This is a genomic window from Streptomyces sp. NPDC031445, from assembly GCF_055581365.1.
This window is the reverse complement of sequence record NZ_JBVIJO010000018.1, coordinates 97,957-113,662: the sequence shown is the minus strand read 5'-3', so window position 1 is coordinate 113,662 and position 15,706 is coordinate 97,957. Positions and strand designations below refer to the sequence as shown.

Annotated in this window: 15 protein-coding genes; 9 read left to right on the top strand and 6 right to left on the bottom strand. The window is 74.8% G+C overall.

The genetic code is table 11. The features are described from left to right. Positions 1 to 37: 37 nt before the first annotated feature. Positions 38 to 565 (bottom strand): gamma carbonic anhydrase family protein, encoded by a 528-nt coding sequence (locus ACZ5DC_RS36235; RefSeq protein ID WP_468660004.1) that lies wholly within the window; start codon positions 563 to 565, stop codon positions 38 to 40. A 109-nt stretch (positions 566 to 674) separates the two neighbouring features. Here ACZ5DC_RS36235 and ACZ5DC_RS36230 point away from each other — a divergent pair, with 109 nt between their 5' ends. Beyond that, the gene (locus tag ACZ5DC_RS36230) at positions 675 to 1,439 is read left to right on the top strand and encodes an acyltransferase (RefSeq protein WP_468660002.1); all 765 of its coding nucleotides are present in this window, start codon (positions 675 to 677) and stop codon (positions 1,437 to 1,439) included. An 11-nt stretch (positions 1,440 to 1,450) separates the two neighbouring features. Here ACZ5DC_RS36230 and ACZ5DC_RS36225 read toward each other — a convergent pair whose 3' ends face one another. Beyond that, positions 1,451 to 2,308, bottom strand: coding sequence for an EamA family transporter (locus ACZ5DC_RS36225; RefSeq protein ID WP_468660000.1), 858 nt, complete (start codon positions 2,306 to 2,308; stop codon positions 1,451 to 1,453). A gap of 109 nt (positions 2,309 to 2,417) precedes the next feature. Here ACZ5DC_RS36225 and ACZ5DC_RS36220 point away from each other — a divergent pair, with 109 nt between their 5' ends. Further along, positions 2,418 to 2,990, top strand: coding sequence for a helix-turn-helix domain-containing protein (locus ACZ5DC_RS36220; RefSeq protein WP_030339850.1), 573 nt, complete (start codon positions 2,418 to 2,420; stop codon positions 2,988 to 2,990). A gap of 43 nt (positions 2,991 to 3,033) precedes the next feature. Next, on the top strand, positions 3,034 to 3,591 hold the full coding sequence (locus ACZ5DC_RS36215; protein ID WP_468659998.1) for a YbaK/EbsC family protein: 558 nt from the start codon (positions 3,034 to 3,036) through the stop codon (positions 3,589 to 3,591). 40 nt (positions 3,592 to 3,631) lie between these two features. Here ACZ5DC_RS36215 and ACZ5DC_RS36210 read toward each other — a convergent pair whose 3' ends face one another. Further along, the gene (locus tag ACZ5DC_RS36210; protein WP_468660042.1) at positions 3,632 to 4,723 is read right to left on the bottom strand and encodes a cation diffusion facilitator family transporter; all 1,092 of its coding nucleotides are present in this window, start codon (positions 4,721 to 4,723) and stop codon (positions 3,632 to 3,634) included. Between the two features lie 62 nt (positions 4,724 to 4,785). On the opposite strand from ACZ5DC_RS36210, the gene ACZ5DC_RS36205 reads away from it, so the two are divergent. Further along, entirely contained in the window at positions 4,786 to 5,148 is a 363-nt protein-coding gene (locus ACZ5DC_RS36205) for an ArsR/SmtB family transcription factor (RefSeq protein ID WP_468659996.1), read from the top strand. Between the two features lie 5 nt (positions 5,149 to 5,153). Here the strand turns inward: ACZ5DC_RS36205 and ACZ5DC_RS36200 are convergent, their stop codons facing one another. The 3 genes from ACZ5DC_RS36200 to ACZ5DC_RS36190 form a co-directional block, all read right to left on the bottom strand. Continuing rightward, the gene (locus tag ACZ5DC_RS36200) at positions 5,154 to 6,374 is read right to left on the bottom strand and encodes a 4-hydroxybenzoate 3-monooxygenase (protein WP_468659994.1); all 1,221 of its coding nucleotides are present in this window, start codon (positions 6,372 to 6,374) and stop codon (positions 5,154 to 5,156) included. Between the two features lie 104 nt (positions 6,375 to 6,478). Further along, a complete protein-coding gene (locus tag ACZ5DC_RS36195) occupies positions 6,479 to 8,119 on the bottom strand; it encodes an APC family permease (protein ID WP_366751741.1) in 1,641 nt (546 codons plus the stop codon). 200 nt (positions 8,120 to 8,319) lie between these two features. Beyond that, positions 8,320 to 8,727 carry a CoA-binding protein gene (locus ACZ5DC_RS36190; RefSeq protein ID WP_366751740.1) on the bottom strand — a complete coding sequence of 136 codons (408 nt, stop codon included), beginning with the start codon at positions 8,725 to 8,727 and terminating at the stop codon, positions 8,320 to 8,322. A 142-nt stretch (positions 8,728 to 8,869) separates the two neighbouring features. Between ACZ5DC_RS36190 and ACZ5DC_RS36185 the strand changes: the two genes are divergently transcribed. The 5 genes from ACZ5DC_RS36185 to ACZ5DC_RS36165 all read left to right on the top strand — a co-directional run bounded on the left by ACZ5DC_RS36185 (position 8,870) and on the right by ACZ5DC_RS36165 (position 15,685). Next, complete coding sequence (locus tag ACZ5DC_RS36185) at positions 8,870 to 9,766, top strand: hypothetical protein (protein WP_468659991.1); 897 nt, start codon at positions 8,870 to 8,872, stop codon at positions 9,764 to 9,766. A gap of 454 nt (positions 9,767 to 10,220) precedes the next feature. Beyond that, positions 10,221 to 10,763: a SixA phosphatase family protein gene (locus tag ACZ5DC_RS36180; RefSeq protein WP_468659989.1), complete on the top strand. Its 543-nt coding sequence runs from the start codon at positions 10,221 to 10,223 to the stop codon at positions 10,761 to 10,763. 34 nt (positions 10,764 to 10,797) lie between these two features. After that, positions 10,798 to 11,427, top strand: coding sequence for a YigZ family protein (locus ACZ5DC_RS36175; RefSeq protein ID WP_468659987.1), 630 nt, complete (start codon positions 10,798 to 10,800; stop codon positions 11,425 to 11,427). Positions 11,428 to 11,531: 104 nt separating this feature from the next. Then, complete coding sequence (locus ACZ5DC_RS36170; RefSeq protein ID WP_468659985.1) at positions 11,532 to 12,695, top strand: exonuclease SbcCD subunit D; 1,164 nt, start codon at positions 11,532 to 11,534, stop codon at positions 12,693 to 12,695. Continuing rightward, on the top strand, positions 12,692 to 15,685 hold the full coding sequence (locus tag ACZ5DC_RS36165) for an AAA family ATPase (protein ID WP_468659983.1): 2,994 nt from the start codon (positions 12,692 to 12,694) through the stop codon (positions 15,683 to 15,685). Before ACZ5DC_RS36170 ends, ACZ5DC_RS36165 begins: the two co-directional genes overlap by 4 nt. Positions 15,686 to 15,706: the final 21 nt, after the last annotated feature.

Here is a 15,706-nt window from a genome sequence, read left to right as displayed (position 1 = left end):
CGCCCGGCGGGGAGGCGCCCCGCCTCCGCGAACGCCGCTACTGGTGCACGTCCTTGTGGGCCTTGCCCAGCTCGGCGTACAGGGTGCCGTTGAGGGTGACCCCCTCCCGCTCCTCCTCGGACAGGGGCCGCTTCACCTTCGCCGGCACCCCCGCCACCAGCGAGCCCGCGGGCACCACCATCCCCTGCGGCACCAGCGCCTGAGCCGCGACCAGCGAGCCCGCGCCGATCACCGCCCCGTTGAGCACGGTCGCCCCCATCCCGATGAGGCAGTCGTCCTCGACGGTCGCCCCGTGCACCACCGCGTTGTGCCCGATGGACACCCGCTCCCCGACGGTGACGGGGAACCCGGGGTCGGCGTGCAGGGTGACGTTGTCCTGCACGTTGGCCCGCGCCCCCACGGTGATCTTCTCGACGTCGCCGCGCACCACGGCCCCATACCAGACACTGGCCCCCGCGTGCAGGGTGACGTCCCCGATCACGGACGCCGTGGGCGCCACGAACGCCTCCGGGTCGACCCGCGGCTCCTTGCCCCCGATACCCACGATCAGCGCCTTGTGCGTCATCACCGTCTCCTCGTGTCAGCGGTACACGGCACCGTACGACACCTGGTGGGGCAAAGATCACAGCGGCCCGTACTCTCCGCCGCGAGCAACCGGTGAGTAACGTGACCCCGTGCCGAAGCGCAAGAACACGTTCTCGTCCTGGCGACAGGGCCTCGCCCAGCGAGCCGTACACGCGGCCTGGTCCTGGATGCAGCGCAACGGGTCCGTCACGGCCGAGCGGCCCGCGGGCTTCCGCTTCGCCTCCCTCGGCGAGGCCACCCGGCTGGCCTTCCCGCTCGGCACGGTCTTCGGCGAACCCTGGATCCGGCTCGGCTCCCACTGCATCATCGCCGAGCAGGTCACCCTCACCGCCGGTCTGATGCCCGACCTGGACCTCGGCCCGGAGCCGATCCTGCGCATCGGCGACGGCGTGGTCCTCGGCCGCGGCAGCCATGTCATCGCGGACACCACCGTCACCATCGGCAGCGACTGCTACTTCGGCCCGTACGTCTACGTCACCTCCACCAACCACTCCTACGACGACCCGCACGAGCCCATCGGCAGGCAGTGGCCGCGGATGGAGCCCGTCGAGATCGGGCCGGGCTGCTGGATCGGCACCGGCGCGGTGATCCTGCCGGGCGCGCGGATCGGCCGGAACGTGGTCGTGGCGGCCGGCGCGGTGGTGCGGGGCACCGTGCCCGACCACGCGGTGGTGGCGGGCGCGCCCGCCAGGGTCGTACGGCGCTGGACGCCCGACGAGGGCTGGCAGCCGCCGCTGCGGACCCCCGCCCCGGTGCCGATCCCGGACGGCATGACGCCGGGGCAGCTGCGGGCGCTCGCGGATCTGGACGAGGACGCGGTGGCCCGGCTGGCCGCGCTGGAGCCGGAGGGCTGACGAGCGCCGGCTCAGCCCGTGGCCAGCAGCAGCGTGCCCAGCAGGGCCAGGCCCGCGCCCGCCGCCTGGACGGCGCGCAGCCGCTCGCTGAGGAAGCCGCGCGCGGCCAGCGCGGTCACCACCGGATAGAGCGAGGCGAGCACGGCCGCGACGGTGACCGGGCCGCTCCGCGCGGCGACGGCGTACGTGCCGTTGGCCGCGACGTCGGCGAGTCCGACGAAGGCCAGCGCGGGCAGCGAGGCCCAGGGGAAGCCGCCCTCCGGCAGGGCGGTGCCGCCGCGCCGGACCGAGACGGCGAGCGCGGCCCCGCCCACCGCGACGTTCGTCAGCCGTTGCACGAACAGGGCGAGGAACAGGCCCGTGACGTTCTGTGAGGCTTCCGTGATCAGCGCGAACACCGTGCCGAAGCCCAGCGCCGCGACCAGCGTGAGCAGGACCGCGCGCCGCTGCACGGCCGCGCCGCCCAGCTGCGGGCCGCCGGCGAGGACGACCCCGGTGACGGCGACGGCGATCCCCGCGACCTGGAGCAGCCCCGGCCGCTCGCCCAGGGCGAGGCCGACGCCGAGAGGGACCGCGACGCTGAGGGTGGCGAGGGGCGAGACCACGCCCATGGGGCCGAGGGCGAGGGCCTGGTAGAAGGAGAGCAGGGCCACCGGCCCCGCCAGGCCCGCCGCGAACGCGAACCACAGCCGGGGTCCGGCCTCGGCCCATCCGCCCGTGGCGAGCACGATCACGCCCAGGACGGCCGCCGCGACGGCCTGCGAGACCACCACGACCGTGAGCGCCGGGGTGCGCCGGGTCAGCAGTCCGCCGCCGAAGTCGGCCAGCCCCCACAGCAGGCTGGTGGTCAGGGCGAAGAATGCTGTCACGACCGGCCTCGCAGTACAGTTCGGTGAACGATCAGGTGCACCCCACCGTAGTTCAACTCATTGAACCAGGCCATCGAAAATACTGGACTTCCCGGATATTGGACGCAACGTGTCGGACCTCGAACTCCTGACCCAGTCCCTGGCGCGCAACGTCAGGCACTGGCGCTCGGTGCGCGGCTTCACGCTCGACGTGCTCGCCGCCCGGGCGGGTGTCAGCCGCGGCATGCTCATCCAGATCGAGCAGGCGCGCACCAACCCCAGCATCGGCACGGTCGTCAAGATCGGCGACGCCCTGGGCGTCAGCATCACGACCCTCCTCGACTACGAGCAGGGCCCCAGGGTCCGGGTGGTCCCCGCCGAGCGCGCCGTACGGCTGTGGCACACCGAGGCCGGCAGCTACAACCGGCTCCTGGCCGGCACCGAGGCGCCCGGACCGCTGGAGATGTGGGACTGGCGCCTGATGCCCGGGGAGAGCAGCCCCTCCGAGCCGCACCCCGGCGGCACCATCGAACTGGTCCACGTCACCGCGGGTGAACTGACGCTCACCGTCGAGGGCGAGGAGTACCGCGTCCCGGCCGGGGCGAGTGTCTCCTTCGAGGCCAACGTCCCGCACCGGTACGGCAATCGGGGCGAGGAGCCGATGGAGATGGTGATGGCCGTCTCCGTGCCGCCCGTGCCCTGAGACGCCTCTACGGCGGGCGGGCGGTCCTTGCTAGCGTGCGGCCATGCGCGCACCCATCGGTGACTTCGACACCGCGACCCCCGCCCCGGACTGCCTGGACGAACTGACCGCCCCGGTCGCCGACGCCGTACGCGGCTGGCAGGGCGCGGTCCCGGCCGACCGGATCCTGTACGTCGACACCGAGCCGCAGTGGGCCGACACGGCCGTGTTCGTGGAGCACTACGGCCGGGACCTGCTGGAGCGGTCGGCGAACTGTGTCGTCGTCGCGGGCAAGCGGGCCGGCGAGACGACGCTCGCCGCCTGTGTCGTCCTCTCCACCACGCGGGCCGACGTCAACGGGATCGTCCGGCGCCAACTGGGCGCCCGCAAGGCGTCGTTCGCCTCGATGGAGACGGCGACCGGCGAAACCGGCATGGAGTACGGCGGCATCACCCCCCTCGGCCTGCCCACGGGCTGGCCGGTCCTGCTGGACTCGGCCGTCGTCGACCTGCCCTACGTCCTGGTGGGCAGCGGCCGCCGCCGCGGCAAGCTCCTCGTCCCCGGCAAGGCCCTGGCCGAGCTGCCCGGCGCGGTGGTGCTGGACGGCCTGGGCATCGCCTGAACCCCGGCCGTCCCGCCGCCCTGTCCCACGCCGGCGCGGCTCACGCCGTCGTGTGGTGGGCCAGTGTCAGGTGGGGGTCCGCCTCCCCGGGGACAGGGGCCGGGTCGGCGTGGACCAGGGCGGCCGTCAGCCGGGGCACCGCGTGGAGCAGGGCGTGTTCGGTCTCGACGGCGATGGCGTGGGCCTGGCGCAGTGTCGCCTCGCCGTCCACCACCACCGTGAGTTCGGCTCGCAGGCGGTGCCCGATCCAGCGCAGGCGCAGCTCGCCCACCCCACGCACGCCCGGAACCGCGCGGGCCGCGTGTTCGGCCCGGTCCACCAGGGCCGGGTCGACGGCGTCCAGCACCCGCCGGAACACCTCCCGCGCCGCGTCCCGCAGCACCAGCACGATCGCGGCCGTGATCGCCAGCCCCACGAGCGGGTCGGCCAGGTCCCATCCCAGCGCCGACCCGCCGGCGCCCAGCAGCACGGCCAGCGAGGTGAAGCCGTCGGTACGCGCGTGCAGCCCGTCGGCGACGAGCGCGGCCGAGCCGATGTCCCGGCCCACCCGGATCCGGTACCGGGCCACCCACTCGTTGCCCGCGAAGCCGAGCAGCGCGGCCAGCGCGACCGCCGGCACCTGCGCGACCGGGCGCGGATCCAGCAGCCTGCCGACGGCCGCCCACGCGGCGAACGCCGCCGACGCGGCGATGGTCAGCACGATCACCAGCCCCGCGAGGTCCTCGGCGCGGCCGTACCCGTAGGTGAACCGGCGGTTCGCCGCCCGGCGGCCCAGCACGAAGGCGATGCCGAGGGGTACGGCGGTCAGCGCGTCGGCCGCGTTGTGCACCGTGTCCCCGAGCAGCGCCACCGACCCGGACACGGCCACCACGGCCGCCTGGGCCAGCGCGGTCGCCCCCAGCACGGCCAGCGACACCCACAGCGCGCGCGTGCCGCGCACCGAGGACTCCAAGGCGGCGTCCACTTTCCCGGCGGTCTCGTGGGAGTGCGGGGTGAGGAGATGGGCCAGGCGATGGCGCGGGCGGGGGGAGCCGTGCGCGTGCCCGTGCGGATCGCCGTGCTCGTGCGGGCCGCCGTGCTGGTGCGGGCCGTGCTCGTGGGGGCCGTGCTCAGGAGGGTGCCGGTCGCTCACGTCGATCCCCTTCCGGTGGGCGGGAGTGGACGCCACGGCGCCCACGGAGCCATTATGTGCGTATGAGCGCACGCATGCACCTGTCATCTGCGCACCATGCGCACGAGCGCACCCCGGGCGAGGAGCAGTTCGCGCTCGCCGCCGAACTCCTCGCCCTGCTCGGCGACCGCACCCGGCTCGCCCTGCTGCACACCCTGGCGGCCGGCGAGGCCGACGTCGGCACGCTCACCGAGGCGTGCGGCGCCGCCCGGCCGGCCGTCAGCCAGCACCTGGCCCGGCTGCGGCTGGCCGGCGTGGTGGACACCCGCAAGGAGGGCCGCCGGGTGGTCTACTCACTGCGCCACGGACACGTGCGGCGCCTGGTGGAGGAGGCCCTCAGGACGGCCGACCACCGCCTCGCCGAACAGGACGCCGGGCCGCGCTGACCGGCTCAGAACGCGCCGGCCGTCCCCAGGTACTGCTCGGCGAAGGCCGCCGCCGCGACCGGTGAGGCGCATATCCGGCGCAGCCGGGCCAGCGCGGTGCCGGCGACGTAGGGGTCGCCGGAGGAGGTGCCGTGGAAGATCCCGGACAGCCACTCCGAGAACTCCTGGTAGTCCCACACCCGCCGCAGGCACGCGTCCGAGTAGTCGTCGAGCCCCGTGGCGTCGCCCTCGGTCAGCTGGGCGACGAGGCCGTCACCGAGCAGGAACGCGTCGTGCAGGGCCAGGTTCATGCCCTTCGCGGCGATCGGCGCGACGAGGTGCGCGGCGTCTCCGGCCAGGAACAGCCGGCCGAACACCATCGGCTCGACCACGTAGTTGTGCATGTCCAGCACCCGCTTCTCCAGCAGCCGCCCCTCCGTCAGCGGCGGCCGGTCCGCCGCGCGCAGCCGCCGCTGAAGCTCGGCCCAGACGCGCTCGTGGGACCAGGAGTCCGGGTCGTCGCCGGGCGGGCACTGGAGGTAGTAGCGGGTCAGCTCGGGGCCGCGGGGCATGTGCCCGGCGAACCCGTCCGCGTGCATGCCGAACAGCACGCGGTCCGAGGACGGCGGCGCCTCGGCCAGCAGCGCCAGCCAGCCTATGCCGTAGTCGTGCCGCGAGATCCGCGCCCGCGAGGGCAGCGCGGCCCGGCTCGCCCCGCGCGCCCCGTCGCAGCCGGCCACGAACGCGCAGGTCACCAGGTGCCGTTCACCGCTGTCCGGGTCGGTGTAGGAGACGGCGGGCCGGTCCGAGTCCAGGTCGTGCAGGCGTACGTCCCGCACGCCGAAGCGGATGTCCCCGTCGCGCACGTCGGCGTACTCGCGCACGAGGTCCGTCACGAGCAGCGGCTGCGGGTGGACCCAGTGGTGGTACCCCGTCAGCTCCGTGTAGGCGAAGCGGTGCCCGCGGCCGTCGAAGCGGAACTCGCACTCGGTGTGCCGCTCGGCGCGCTTCGGCAGGTCGCCGGCCAGGCCGCGCTGTTCCAGGCCGCGTACGGCCCATTCCTCGATCACGCCGGCGCGCGGTCGCTGCTCGATGAAGGCTCTGCTCTCGGTCTCGAGGACCAGGCAGTCGACCCCGGCGGCGCGCAGGATGTTGCCGACCGTGAGGCCGGCCGGTCCGGCGCCGAGGACGACGACCGGGCGGTGCGCGGCGGATGGGGACTCGGGATGGGGGGAAGGAGGCGTCACGCGGGGCATTATGACGGTGTCCCGTCAGCCGGCCGGCCGACGGGACACCGCGTGCGGGCGGTGGGCGCGGTCCGTGCGCGGTCGTGGCCGGCGCACGGAGGCGGTCAGTGCGCGGGCGCGTCCGTCACCACGACCTCGTCGATGCTCCGCTCGATCGCCTCGGGCCGCGACGCGGTGGCCTTGGCCCAGTAGTAGACGACCAGGGAGAAGGCCGCCACGATCAGCAGGTCCCACCACAGGCCGATGGTGCCCCGGCCGCCGCCGAAGCCGCCCAGCCAGGAGATCACGCCCATGCCCACCAGGTAGCCGGGCAGCCACTGCGCGGCCCTGAAGTCCAGGCGCGGCGCGTCCGGCAGCCCCTTTCGGATCGCGTACCAGGCGTACGAGCCGAGCAGCACGTACCCGAGCAGGATCGCGAAGCCCAGGCGCCACAGGGTGCCCCAGCCGGCCCAGTAGATGATGAGGTCGGCGACCACGAACGACAGCGGCGAGATGATCTTGCCGCCGGGCAGCCGGTACGGGCGCTCACGGTGCGGCAGCCGGTCGGCGAACACCCCGTAGGCCAGCGGCGCGCCCGCGTACATCAGCACGCTCGCCGAGGTGATGAACTCGACCAGCGTCTGCCAGCTCGGGAACGGCAGGAAGCAGACCACGCCGGTGACGAACGAGACGATCAGGCCGAACCACGGCACGCCGCGCTTGTCGGTCTTCGTGAACAGCTTCGGCGCGTAGCCGTTCATCGCGAGGCCGTACGACACCCGGGAGGTGGCCGTCGTGTAGATCAGGCCCGTGCCGCCGGGCGAGATCACCGCGTCGATGTACAGCACCACGCTCAGCCAGCCCAGGCCGACCAGGGTGGCCAGACCGGCCCAGGGGCCGCTGATGCCCGGGAAGTCCAGGTGGGCCCAGCCGTGCGCGAAGGAGGTGTGCGGCAGCGCGGCGATGAAGACGATCTGGAGCAGGATGTAGATGACGGCGCCGATCGCGACCGAGCCGAGGGTCGCGCGCGGCAGGTCCCGCTGGGGGTTGCGGCTCTCGCCGGCCAGCTGGATCGCCTGCTCGAAGCCGAGCAGGGCGAAGATGATGCCGCTGTCGCTGATGGCGCTGAGCACGCCCTTGGCGCCGAACGGAGCGAAGCCCTCGGAGGTGAAGTTGCCGGGGTGGAAGTTGCCGATCGCGATGATGAAGATCGCCGCGAGCGGGACGGCGATCTTCCACCAGGTGGCGGCGCTGTTGGTGTGCGCGAGGGCGCGGACGCCGAAGAAGTTGACGCCGACGAACACCGCCATGAGGACCACGGCCACGGCCAAGCCGCTCGGGGTCAGCGTCTGGTCGTGGTACTGCAGGCCGTCGGCCCACTGCCAGTGCTTGGCGTAGCCGATCATGGCCTCGACCTCGATCGGGGCCACCGTCGCCGCCTGGAGCCAGGAGAACCAGCCGAAGGACATGCCGGCCAGACCGCCGAACGCGTAGTGCGGGTAGCGGGCCGTGCCGCCCGCCACCGGGAACATGCCGCCGAGTTCGGCGTGCACCAGCGCGAGCAGCACGATCGCCACCGTGCCGATCAGCCACGAGATGATCGCGGCCGGGCCCGCCGCGACGACCGCCTTCTCGGCGCCGAAGAGCCAGCCGGATCCGATGATGGAGCCCACCGAGGCCCACATCAGACCGATGAGCCCGACGTCCCGGCGCAGCCCGCCGGAGTCCGTCGTGGCTACCGGGACAGGATGGTCGACTTTCGGCATGTCGCGTGGCCTCTCGAATATTTTACGCGGGATCGACGAGCGAGGGGCCACAGATTAAGGACGCTCTCCGCGCCGGCAGAAGACCGATAACCAAGTCTTGACCCGGGATCTCCGGTGTCTTGGTGAAGGCTTCACCCAGGTCAGCGCGGTCTGGGAATGTCAATATTCAGCGTCGAATTGTGAGAAGAAGGTGAGACAGGCTAGTTCAGGCGGGGAATTTCGATTGCCGGGCACCGGTCCATCACCATCTCCGTGCCCGCCGCTCGCGTCCGCTCGTAGGCGGCCTCGTCGACGACACCGAGCTGGAACCACACCGCCCGCGCGCCCTTCGCCACGGCCTCGTCCGCCACCGCGCCGGCCAGGTCGCTGTTGACGAAGACGTCGACCACGTCCACGTCGAAGGGGATGTCCGCGAGGGAGGCGTAGCCCTGTTCCCCGTGCACCGTCTCGGCCTTGGGGTGCACCGGCACGATCCGCTTGCCGAACCGCTGGAGCACCCGCGCCACCCCGTAGGCGGGCCGGTTCTGGTTGGAGGACAGGCCCACCACCGCCCAGGTGTCGCCCAGCTCGGTCAGGATCCTGCGGATCGTCGCGTCGTCGCCGTACATCGGCCGCCTCCTCGGGCTGCGGGGAACTGTGCGCCCGTGCAACATCGCCACGGCGGGTGTGGATTCCCGCCCTACCCCGCCACGCTGTCCGGAATCGGCGCAAGCCGCTGCATACGGCCGTCCACCCGCCTACGCTCGCCCCGTGCTGCGCATTCTCGACGCCCGAACCGGTGAGCCCGTCCCCGCCGCGCCCGCCCGGCGCGGCCTGACCCGCATCGCGGCCCACGCCTCCGGCCTCGACCCGACGGCCCTTCGGGTGATGCTCACCGCGGATCTGCTGGTACGGGCGCTGGAACTGGGCGGCACCCCGGTCTGGACGATCCTCACCGCCCCCCGCGACCAGCCGGAACTGCGCACAGCCGCCACCCACCTCGCCATCCGCCCCTTCGAGGACGACCGCGACCTCGCGTCCGGCTTGGGCGAGGCCCAGATGATCCACGTGGCCCGGCGGCCCACGACGGGCGGACGGGACGCGGGGCCGGGGGAGCGGGCTGAGGGAGCGGCGCCTGACCCGTCACCGGAGGAGCGGGGCGAAGGCCCGTCAGCGGCGGGGTCACGGGGTGTACGGGCCGAGGAGGCCCGGTCGGCCGGAGGTCCGATGGGGGACCCGGTGCCGGAATCGACTGCTGGAGGCCCGCTGGCCGCCGTCGCCCCGGTGGAGTGGGCCGGGCCGCAGCCGTCGCTCCCGGTCCTGCTCGCCGACCCCGCGGCGCTCCGGCTCGCCCTGCTCTCCGTCCCCCGGCACCAGCCCGCGCGGCTGGACGGCGGCGCCCTGGACCGGGCCGCAGAGCAGCTCGCGGACTGGCGGCGGGCCATGGCCGGCTGGGCGCGGCAACCCTCACGACCGGTGCCGGAACCGGTGCGCGGACGGTTGCGGGCCGCCTGGGAGAACGATCTCGACCTGCCGGGGGTGCTGGACGTGCTGCGGGACGTGGCGACCGCCCCGGACCTCACCGACGGAGCCCGCTTCGAGACGTACGCCTACGCCGACCGCCTGCTCGCCCTGGACCTCGCCCGCGACCTCGGAAGCCTCGCGTGAACGCCGCGGTGGTTGCGGGTCGGCTGTGGGGGCCGGTGGTGGTGCGGTGGGCCGGGTCAGGGGGTGGCGCGGGGTGCCGGGGGCCACGGCGGGTCGCCGGCGCCGAGCGAGGTCGGGGAGGCCCGCGTGAACGCGTCGGCGGTTTCCGGTGGGTTGCGGGGGCCGGTGGTGTTGCGGTGGGCCGCGCGGGGCCTGCGGCTTTGGGAGCCTCGCGTGAGCGCCCCGGCTGTGGGCCGGATGCGGGGGCCGGTGGTGTTGCGGTGGGCCGAGTCGGGGTGCGGGTGTTCCGGGGGCCGCGGCGGGCTGCCGGCGCCATGTGGTGTCGGGAGCCTCGCGTGAGCGCCCCGGCGGTTGTGCGTCGGATGCGGCGCTCGGTGGTGTTCCGGTGGGCCGTGTCCGGGTGCTGCGGGGGCGACCGCGAGTTGCCGGCGCCCAGTGGCGTAGGGAGCCCCGCGTGAGCGCCCCCGCAGGGGCCGGGCCGCTGCGGCGGCTCGTGGTGTTGCGGCATGCGAAGTCGGCGTGGCCCGAGGGCGTCGGGGACCACCGCAGGCCGCTCGCCGCGCGCGGGCTGCGCGACGCGCCGGCCGCCGGGCGCGCCCTCGCCGCCGCGACGCTGCCCGACCTCGCCCTGTGCTCCACCGCCGTACGCGCCCGCCGCACCTGGGAGCTGGCCTCCGCCGAGTGGGCCACGCCACCGCCGGTGCGCTACGACCGGCGGCTGTACGCGGCCGGCGTGCCCGAACTGCTGGAGGTCGTGCGCGAGGCGCCGCCGGAGGTCCGGACGCTGCTGCTGATCGGGCACAACCCCGGCCTGGAGGACCTGGTGCTGACGCTGGCCGCGGACGGCCTCGACGACAACCTGGACCGGGTGCGGGCGAAGTTCCCGACCAGCGCCATCGCCGTGCTCGCCTGGCACGGCACCGGCTGGCCGGCGCTGGCTCCGGGCACGGCCCTGCTCACCTCGTTCACGGTCCCGCGCGGGAAGAAGAAGGGCTGACCGGGGGCGTCCGGCGCTCGCATAGGCTGGGCGGATGCAGGACGAGTACCGCACAGTCGCCCGCGCGGGCGTGCACGAGACCGAGATCAACCGCTCCCGCTTCCTGTGCGCCCTCGCCCCGGCCGCCACCGAGCAGGAGGCCCAGGACTTCATCGCCGCCGTGCGCAAGGAGCACGCCGACGCCACCCACAACTGCTGGGCGTACGTCATCGGCGCCGACGCCTCCGTGCAGAAGGCCAGCGACGACGGTGAACCGGGGGGCACCGCCGGCGTGCCCATGCTGCAGATGCTGCTGCGCCGCGACATGCGGTACGTGGTGGCCGTCGTCACCCGCTACTACGGCGGCGTGAAGCTCGGCGCCGGCGGACTCATCCGCGCCTACGGCGGCTCGGTCGGCGAGGCCCTGGACGCGCTCGGCACGATCACCCGGCGCCGCTTCCGGCTGGCCACGGTGACCGTCGACCACCAGCGCGCCGGCAAGGTCCAGAACGACCTGCGCGCCACCGGACGCGAGGTGCGGGACGTCCGCTACGGCGAGGCCGTCACCATCGAGATCGGCCTGCCCGACGCCGACGTGGACGCCTTCCGCGGCTGGCTCGCCGATGTGACGGCGGGCACGGCCGGCTTCGAACTCGGCGGCGAAGCGTACGGAGACGCCCGATGATGGGGACGAATCGGGCATAACAGGCTTGCGGTGTGCGGGTCGTGACGGGCTGGTACGGGAGTAACCGCCCGTGCTGTCGGACCCGGCCGTTACGCTCGGGGATCATGAGGATCCTGCACACGTCCGACTGGCACCTCGGCCGGGCCTTCCACCGGGTGAACCTGCTCGGGGCCCAGGCCGAGTTCATCGGTCACCTCGTCACCACCGTGCGTGAGCGCGAGGTGGACGCGGTGGTCGTGTCGGGCGACGTGTACGACCGCGCGGTACCCCCGCTCGCCGCGATCGAGCTGTTCGACACCGCCCTGCACCGCCTGGCGGACCTCGGCGTGCCCACGGTGATGATCTCCGGCAACCACGACTCGGCCCGCCGCCTCGGCGTCGGCGCCGGACTCATCGGCCGCGCGGGCATCCACCTGCGCACCGAGCCGTCCGCCGCCGGCACCCCCGTCGTGCTCCCGGACGCCCACGGCGACGTCGCCTTCTACGGCCTGCCGTACCTGGAACCGGCCCTGGTGAAGGACGAGTTCGGCGTCGACAAGGCCGGCCACGAGACCGTGCTGGGCGCCGCCATGGACCGCGTACGCGCCGACCTCGCCACCCGCGCGCCGGGCACGCGTTCCGTCGTCCTCGCCCACGCCTTCGTCACCGGCGGCGAGGCCAGCGACAGCGAGCGGGACATCACCGTCGGCGGAGTGGCCGCCGTGCCGGCCGGTGTCTTCGACGGCGTCGACTACGTGGCGCTCGGACACCTGCACGGCTGCCAGGCCATCACCGAGCGCGTGCGCTACTCCGGATCGCCGCTCGCCTACTCCTTCTCCGAGGCCGGCCACCGCAAGAGCATGTGGCTGATCGACCTGGACGCGGACGGCTCCCTCACCGCCGAACGCGTCGACTGCCCGGTGCCCCGCCCGCTCGCCCGCATCAGCGGCACCCTGGACGACCTCCTCGCCGACCCGGAGCTGACCCGCCACGAGGACGCCTGGATCGAGGCCACCCTCACCGACCCCGTCCGCCCGGCCGACCCCATGGCCCGGCTCAGCGAGCGGTTCCCGCACACCCTCAGCCTGGTCTTCGCCCCCGAGCGCACCCCGGACGACCCCCAGGTGTCGTACGCCCGCCGTCTCGCCGGGCGCAGCGACCAGCAGATCGCCCAGGACTTCGTCGCCCACGTGCGCGGCGCCGGACCCGACGACCGCGAGGCGGCCGTGCTGCGCGAGGCGTTCGACGCCGTGCGCGCCGACGACACCGTGCGGGAGGTGGCCCGGTGAGGCTGCACCGGCTCGACCTCACCGCCTTCGGCCCCTTCGGGAGCGCCCAGAGCGTCGACTTCGACGCCCTCTCCGCCGCCGGGCTGTTCCTGCTGCACGGCCCCACCGGCGCCGGCAAGACGTCCGTCCTGGACGCCGTCTGCTACGCCCTCTACGGCTCCGTCCCCGGCGCCCGGCAGAACGGCCAGGGCATGACCCTGCGCAGCGACCACGCCCGGCCGGGCACCCGCACCGAGGTCCGTCTCGAACTCACCGTCGCCGGACGCCGGCTGGAGATCACCCGGCAGCCCCCGTGGGAGCGCCCCAAGCTGCGGGGCACGGGCACGACCGTCGACAAGGCCCAGACCTGGCTGCGCGAGTACGACGGCACGGCCGGCGCCTGGAAGGACCGCAGCCGCTCCCACCAGGAGATCGGCGAGGAGATCACCCAGCTGCTCGGCATGAGCCGGGAGCAGTTCTGCCAGGTCGTCCTGCTGCCCCAGGGCGACTTCGCCCGCTTCCTGCGCGCCGACGCCGAGGCCCGCGGCAGGCTCCTCGGCCGCCTCTTCGACACCCAGCGCTTCGCCGACGTCGAGAAGCGCCTCGCCGAACGCCGCCGCGCCACCGAGGCACGCGTGCGCGAGGGCGACACGGCACTGCTCGCCGACGCCCACCGCATGCAGCAGGAGGCCGGCGACGCCATGGAGCTGCCCGGCCTGGCCCCCGGCGACCCGGGACTGGCCGAGGCCGTCCTCGGCGCCGCCGCCGTGGCCCGCAGCACCGCCCGGGAACGCCTCACCGTGGCCCACTGCCGGCTCTCCGCCGCCGAGTCGGCCCACGCCGAAGCCCGCCGCGCCCTGGACGGGATACGCGAACTCGCCCGCCTCCAGGCCCGGTTCGCCGAGGCCCGGCAGCGCGCCGAGCGCCTCCAGGAGCGGTCCGGCGCCCACCGGCAGAACCAGCAGCGCATGGAGCGCGGCCGCAAGGCGGAGGCGGTCGCCCCCGCCCTGGAGCTGCGGGACGCCGCCGAGGCGGAACACCGCCGGGCCACCGCGGCCGAGGCACGCGCGCGCGGACTGCTGCCCGACTCCTTCGCCGACGCCGGCGCGAGCGGACTCGCCGCCGCCGCCCGCCGGGCCGCCGAGGAGCTGGGCGGCCTGGACGCGGCCCGGCGCGCCGAACGCAGGCTCGCCGAACTCGCCGAGGAGCGGGCCGGACTCGACCGGCAGGAGCGCGCCGACGAGGACGTCCTGGGCGAGGCCGAGGCCTGGCTCGCCGACTGGGACGGCGTCCGCGCGGCCCTCCAGACCCGCGTCGACTCCGCCCAGGAGGCCGCGACCCGCGCCGAACAGCTCGCCGTCCAGCGCGACCCCATGCGGCGCCGGCTCGACGCGGCCCGCACCCGCGACCGGCTCGCCGCCGACCTCGAACAGGCCCGGCAGCGCGCGGAGACCGCGCGGCAGCGCGCCCTCGACGCCCGCGCCCACTGGCTCGACCTCAAGGAACAGCGGCTGAACGGCATCGCCGCCGAACTGGCCGCCCATCTCACCGACGGCGAGCCGTGCGCGGTCTGCGGAGCCACCGAACACCCCGCCCCCGCCCGCAAGGTCGCCGGACACGTCGACCGCGAGGCCGAGGACCAGGCCCTCGCCGCATGCCGGCGGGCCGAGGAGCAGCACACCGGGGACGAGCGGCGTCTCGGCGAGGTCCGCGAGGCCCTGGCCGCCGCCACCGCCGAGGCCGGGGACACGCCCGCCGACCGGCTCGCCGCCGAGGCGGACCGGCTGGAGCAGGAGTACGCCCGCGCCCGCCGCGCGGCCTCCGCCCTGCACCCCGCCCAGGAGGAACTGCGCCGCGCCGAACGGGAGCGCGAGCAGCGGCTCGCGGACCGCCAGCAGGCCGCCGTACGGGCCGCCTCCCGGCTCACCCGCCGCGACACCCTGGAGCGGGAACAGGCCCAGCTCCAGGCGGAGCTGGAGCAGGCCCGGGGCAGCGCCGGCAGCGTGGCCGCGCGCGCCGCCCAGCTGGAGCGGCGGGCGGCCCTGCTCACCGAGGCCGCCGAGGCCGTGCGCGCCGCCGAGGACGCCGCCCAGCGGCTGAAGGACGCCGACGCCCGCCTCGCCGACGCCGCCTACCGGGCCGGCTTCGACACGCCGCAGGCCGCCGCGGCGGCCCTCCTGGACCCGGCCGCCCACCGTGAACTCCAGCACCGCCTGGACGCCTGGCAGCAGGAGGAGGCGGCCGTCCGCGCGGTCCTCGCCGAGCCCGGCACCGCGGCGGCCGCCCAGCAGCCGCCCGCCGACCCGGCCACGGCCGAGCGGACCGCGGCCGCCGCGGAACGGCGGCTGCGCGAGGCGGCCTCCGCGCGCGACGCCGCCGCCCGCCGCTGCGCGCAGCTGGACCGCCTGTCCACCCGCGCCGGCCAGGCCGTGCGCCGGCTCGGCCCGCTGCGCGAGGAGTACGACCGGGTGGCCCGGCTCGCCGCCCTCACCGCGGGCACCTCCGCCGACAACGAACGCCGGATGCGCCTGGAGTCGTACGTCCTGGCGGCCCGTCTCGAACAGGTCGCCGCCGCCGCGACCGTCCGCCTCCAGCGCATGTCGTCGGGCCGCTACACCCTCGTCCACTCCGACGACCGCACCGGACGCGGGCGCTCCGGGCTGGGGCTGCACGTGGTCGACGCCTGGACCGGACGGGAACGGGACACCGCCACCCTGTCCGGCGGCGAGACCTTCTTCGCCTCGCTCGCACTGGCGCTCGGCCTCGCCGACGTCGTCACCGACGAGGCCGGCGGCGTCCGCCTGGACACCCTCTTCATCGACGAGGGCTTCGGCAGCCTCGACGACCAGACCCTCGACGAGGTCCTGGACGTCCTGGACTCCCTGCGCGAACGCGACCGCAGCGTCGGCATCGTCAGCCACGTCGCCGACCTGCGCCGTCGCGTCCACGCCCAGCTGGAGGTCGTCAAGGACCGCTCGGGCTCGACGCTGCGGCAGCGGGGCGTCGGATGACGCGTCGGGGTTTCCGCTTGC